General features: G+C 34.2%; 6 protein-coding genes and 1 pseudogene. 6 read left to right on the top strand and 1 reads right to left on the bottom strand.

Annotated features, from left to right (window positions below; all coding sequences use genetic code 11):
- Positions 1-160: 160 nt before the first annotated feature.
- The 6 genes from FTU37_RS16225 to FTU37_RS16200 are packed head-to-tail and all read left to right on the top strand — an operon-like array spanning position 161 to position 5,181.
- Entirely contained in the window at positions 161-1,696 is a 1,536-nt protein-coding gene (locus tag FTU37_RS16225) for a phosphorylase (RefSeq protein WP_159153817.1), read from the top strand.
- 19 nt (positions 1,697-1,715) lie between these two features.
- Positions 1,716-2,663 (top strand): CBASS oligonucleotide cyclase, encoded by a 948-nt coding sequence (locus tag FTU37_RS16220; RefSeq protein WP_151208075.1) that lies wholly within the window; start codon positions 1,716-1,718, stop codon positions 2,661-2,663.
- Positions 2,664-2,666: 3 nt separating this feature from the next.
- Complete coding sequence (locus FTU37_RS16215; RefSeq protein ID WP_151208077.1) at positions 2,667-3,164, top strand: four-carbon acid sugar kinase family protein; 498 nt, start codon at positions 2,667-2,669, stop codon at positions 3,162-3,164.
- Positions 3,161-4,057, top strand: a complete 897-nt coding sequence (locus FTU37_RS16210) for an ATP-binding protein (protein WP_127798918.1) — start codon at positions 3,161-3,163, stop codon at positions 4,055-4,057. Before FTU37_RS16215 ends, FTU37_RS16210 begins: the two co-directional genes overlap by 4 nt.
- 28 nt (positions 4,058-4,085) lie before the next feature.
- Positions 4,086-4,625 (top strand): 3'-5' exonuclease, encoded by a 540-nt coding sequence (locus FTU37_RS16205; protein ID WP_127798920.1) that lies wholly within the window; start codon positions 4,086-4,088, stop codon positions 4,623-4,625.
- A 40-nt stretch (positions 4,626-4,665) separates the two neighbouring features.
- Positions 4,666-5,181, top strand: a complete 516-nt coding sequence (locus tag FTU37_RS16200; protein ID WP_127798922.1) for a hypothetical protein — start codon at positions 4,666-4,668, stop codon at positions 5,179-5,181.
- A gap of 154 nt (positions 5,182-5,335) precedes the next feature.
- Here FTU37_RS16200 and FTU37_RS16195 read toward each other — a convergent pair.
- Positions 5,336-5,452: pseudogene (locus FTU37_RS16195) on the bottom strand (transposase); the annotation flags it as partial.

Raw genomic sequence — 5,452 nt, 5'->3', positions numbered from 1 at the left:
TTGTGCCATTTTTCTTTATACTGTCACTTAGGCAGGCTGGACACTTGATTTCTAGAGTTATTCGCATTTCTCTATTTTATCAAAATCCAACCTGCTTTTTTTCAGCATACTTTTTGAAACACCACCAAAATTATTATATTTTTTAGGGGGTAAGGGGAGAATGAGTAATCCAGTTTCTCTTTCAAATAGTTGTATTCTCCTTGCAGGTAGCATTTCTCTTACTACAAATGATGACCAGATCGATAAGGCTCATTCATTTGTTGAAGCTCTTGTAACAGAAGTTATTAATGCTGGAGGCAGCTTTATCGGTTATTTTTCAGCAGAGCCTGTAAATCAAACTCAAAAATCTTTAGTTTTTGATTGGACTATTGCTAGAAAAATAAACGAACTAACTCAAGGGATAGAAAACAAAATCTTTCTTAAGATTGTTGCATCAAATGATCGGTTGCAATGCAAAACCAATTCCGAACAGCGACGGCTTTTAAATAGCATGATTGCTCGTGGGGTTGCTGAACATATTTGTATTGATGACGAAATCTTAACAGGTAGCAATGTAGGTGAAGAACAAATTGAGCATGCTACAGCAATGATTGCACTAGGTGGTGGTAAAGGAGTATTAGATAGAGCTCACAAAATGGTAAAAAAAGGGTTGCCTATTTTGCCTTTAGATCTACAAATCGGATCAAATAAAGAAGATGGAAATGGTGCATTAGGATTGCTAAAAAAATTTAGAGACACTCCTCAAACTTATTTGCAAAATACCGGTTCTACTGTGGTAAAAAGTATTTCAGCACTCTCTTTAGAAGAACCTGTATTAGAATTTTCTCAAATTGCAAAGAGAATTATTACGATCTTTTATAAAGAGGAACAAGCTAGACACGCAGCTCTTCCGCCAGATGTATTAGTCTTGACAGCTTTACCAATTGAATTATCAGCTGCAAGGCAAGCATTAAATATTAATGAAGGTGTACAGCCTATAGTTACAAGTACGGGTCTCCATGTATGGAAAACAGAAATAATTCGCAATGATGGTATACGGGCTAATTGCGCAATAGCATGTTTTTCTAGCGCTGGAAATGTAGATGCTTCTTCAATCACCACCACATTACTAATTGAATTACAACCTAAAAATGTAATCATGTTAGGTATTGCTGCGGGAATGCGCGAAAAATGTGCTTTAGGCGAAGTTGTTTTATCTGAACAAGTCGTTGCATACGAAGGAGCAGCTCTCATTGAAGGTGGCGCTACAGAACACCGGCCTAAAAGCACAGTGTTAGATCTTAAAGTTAGACAGGATGTTAGCACATATTTATCTAACAAAAGTTCTTTAGAAAGTCGCTTAATAAAGAGCTATGAAGCCTTAGAAATCATACTTCCAGATAGTATTGAAATTGGCCCAGTAACTAAAAGTGTTATGCCTAAAACAGTCACTATTGGAAGTGGTGAGAAGCTTCTTCGAGATCCTGAAAAATTTAAAGCCTTAAAAGAACTTAATGGAAAAATTGAAGTTGCTGAAATGGAGGGTGCAGGAGTATTTGCGGCTTGTGCTTTACATAAAAAACCCGTGTTAATGATTAGAGGAATTAGTGACTTTGGTGATTCCACAAAAGACAATCGCTTTCATGACTTAGCCGCAAAAGCAGCTGCTGCAGTAACAGCAGATTATATTACTCATGGCTTAACACTTAATAACTAACTTGGGGAAACACATCAGAATGTCACTTACAAATTCAGATCTTCAATATTATGATGGTAATGTACTTCGTTTACCTTCAGAAAAACGTACAGAATATCATGCACAAGTGGATAATTTAATAACAGAGTTACGCAAACATATCACTTCAAACTCTGACTTAAAAATAGCAAAAGTAGTTAAAGCCGGTTCTTTTGCAAAGTATACAATTTTGAAGAAAACTGTAGATGATCCTATCGATGTAGATATTGTATTTTATATCAGTAATAAAAATGTAGATGATTCGACATTAGACAATCTTAATGACTTAATTTACACGTTACTCACAAAAATTTATCCAACTAAAGCTGTTGAAGATTTTGAGATTCAACGGAGAGCAGCTACAGTAACTTTTGTCAAAAGTGGGCTGAGTGTAGATGTAGTTCCTGTAATTCAAGATGCCCAAGAACCAAACCATGGTTGGCAATATGATCTAAAAACTAAAGAAAAAAACCTAACTTGTGCTCCTTGTCATATTCAATTTATTCGTGATAGAAAAAATTCAGATAAGCATTACCGCACTTTAGTGCGTATGGCAAAACGATGGAAAAATTTTGCGTGCCCTCCGGGCCTTAAATCTTTTCATCTAGAGTTGATACTAGCTTATTTACAAGATCGTGATGGACCAACACAAAATATTGAACAACGTTTTAGAGAATTTTTAGGATTTATAGCTCAAAGTGAATTAAATGAGCGTATTGATTTCCCTGAGAACTCGGCTAAGGTGCAGAAATATTTTTCAGATCCTGTTGTAATTATTGATCCTGCTAACCATGAAAATAATGTAGCGTCTCGAATAACTATAGAAGAGAAAGAACAAATCGTCAAAATAGCCTTACAAGCTTGGGAAACTGCAAATTATGCATCAGTAGAAGATGATAACGACATTTGGAAAGAAATATTCGGTAATAAATTTAAAATTAAGGATTAAAGCATGAGTTCATCATACTCAAGTACTTATTCGAGTACTTACACTGTAGCTGATGTTGAAAAAGTTGTACGTAGTATTAAAGCAGATTTAATTATGATCGCTAGTAGCACAAGAGCGATGACTGAAGATAAAGCGAAAGAATATGCCCATGATATTGAACTATTAGCAAAAAATGAATATTTATCTAAAGTTGATGTAACTTTGATATCTTCCTATGGTTCAGAAGTTAGAGCTATTAAGTACATATTTCAAACTGAAGGTGCATCTGGTACTGAAAGACCTGGCGGAGTAATGTGGCCCCACACACCAGATGGACGAATTAGAATTATATTGTCACATACCGATAAATATCGTAATGAATCAGAAAAAGCTTCCAAATTACCATTGGAAATAACTTGGGTCTCAACAACAGAAAGTACCACTCACAGTAGCCTTTCTGCATCAGGGGAGCGAGGTTATAGCAGTAATGGTTATGGAGCTAATAGGAGCGACTACTCATGAGTAAATCAACAGTTTTTGAAGTTAAGACAGATTTACCAATTAAACAATTTGATGATTTAGCTGACAAATTACTCGGTTTTGAATCTAGATATTCCCGTATTAAGAAACAAGTACAACTTTTGCTTCAGGCTGATGAGTTAGAACAATGGAGTAAACAAAAACATGGGAAAAAACTAGCGGTTATTGATCTTCTTGTCGATCAATATCCTTTAGCTATTTTTCATGGTGATGTAGGTACTGGAAAAACTGCAAATGCTGAAGCAATTGTTAATAGATTAGCTCGTGATGCGAAAATAGAAGATGCTTTGCTATTTAAGCTTAGTAATAAAGTCAGAGGAACTGGTAAAGTTGGTGAAATGGGTACTCTCATTGCACAAGCATTCGATGAAATCACTCGGTCTATTGGACATGGAAATGGTCGAGCTTTTCTTATTATTGATGAAGGTGATTCGCTTGGAGCATCTCGAAGTCAAGAAAATAGTCATCATGAAGATAAAGTTGGTGTGAATACTTTAATTCAAGCAATAGATGATTTAAGAAAACATGGTGGCCGTATCTTTGCAATTTTATGTACTAATCGATTAGCTGCTTTAGATGCAGCTGTTTTGCGTAGAGCTTCCATTGTAGAAGAGTTTGTTCGCCCATCTAATGAAGAACGACATGAGCTTTTTACTAAAGATTTGTCTGACATCGATTTTTCGGAAGATGAAATTGCCGAATTAGTAAGTGCAACTGCTCCTCACGGAGCAGAACCAGGTTGGACTTATTCAGATATTCGTACACGGTTATATCCAACGGCAGTTTCTTTAGCTTTTCCTGATTCAGAATTAAAAATCTCACACTTCCATCAGGCTCTTAGTAAGCTAAAGCCTTCACCTATAATGGCTGGATAACATAATTCTAATTGGAAGGAGCATAAGAATGTATAAAAAAGAGGTTTATATTTCTGTAGACATTGAAACAGCAGGTCCTATAGTAGGTGAACACAGTATGCTGACTATAGGAGCATGTTTCGTATATAACCCTGATATAGAATTTACAATAATGCTCCAACCAATCAGTGATCAAGCAATTGAAGAAGCTTTAAAAGTGTCAGGAATAACTTTAGACCAAGCACGAAAGAAAGGTATTCCCCCCATAGAAGCAATGTCTCAATTTGAAAGTTGGATACTCAAGTATTTACCAGAGGACTCTAGACCTATATTTGTAGGACTTAATGCGCCTTTCGATTGGTCTTTTATAAATTTTTATTTTCTAAAATATTTAAATAGAAATCCTTTTGGTATATCAGCTATAGATATCAAAGCTCTTTTTATGGGAGCCACAAAATGTAGCTGGTACGATACAAAGTCAAGTTCAATAGATAAATATGTACATCCTACTTTACAAGGAGATCATAATGCTTTGCACGATGCAAAGTATCAAGCAGAATTATTTAGATTAGTTTATTCAATTGAATAAATTATATAATTCATATAATTTTCAATTGGGTAATATTAATATGACAAATAGGATTAATTCTGAACAAGCTGTTGAACATGCCTGGAAGTACTTTGAATTACATTCCAACCAAAGAATAACAATGTTCAATTATTTTCTTTTTATCATTGCTGGATTAGGAACCGCTATAGGTGTTTCCATTCAGTCCTCAAGTACCTTTGCTTACATAGGAATATTTTTATCCATTTTCTTAAGTATTACGGCATTTGTTTTCTGGAAGCTAGATCAAAGAACATCTTTTTTAATCAAACAATCTGAAGAAGTCTTTAAAAGATTAGAAAGAAATTCTTCAATTGATATTGGAATATTTTGTAATGAAGAAAGTAATCTTATTAGAGCTAATATGGGAAAAAAATATTTAAGTAAAATTTTGACTTATGGCTTGATATTTAGAGCAACTTTCTTAATTATGGGACTAATTGGCTTAATCGGAGTCTTAATCTTTAGTTTAATAATTTTTGAAAAAATCTCTTTTGAAACTCCCAAAAAAAATGATACTACGTTAATTTCTAAATAAGTAATAACCCTATGCATATCTTTGCATAGGGCTAGATAATATTTTTAGGCTGTTAATATCTAGATATTTTACTAATATTCTTCTGATGAATTTTAATACCAGTGAATAAAAAAAATCCAAGGACTATTAATGGAATCAACCACATAAGCTGTCATTAAAAAGTAAACATGTATTCTTTTCCGAATTGGTTTGATACTCTCTCCACCCATTGCTCTATTTTATCAGCTGTCATGACTTGAAAATCTCGCCAATAATATTTCATCTGCTTCCA

Source organism: Acinetobacter sp. YH12097 (genome assembly GCF_013419225.1).
GTDB lineage: Bacteria > Pseudomonadota > Gammaproteobacteria > Pseudomonadales > Moraxellaceae > Acinetobacter > Acinetobacter amyesii.
This window is presented reverse-complemented; position numbering and strand designations above follow the sequence as displayed.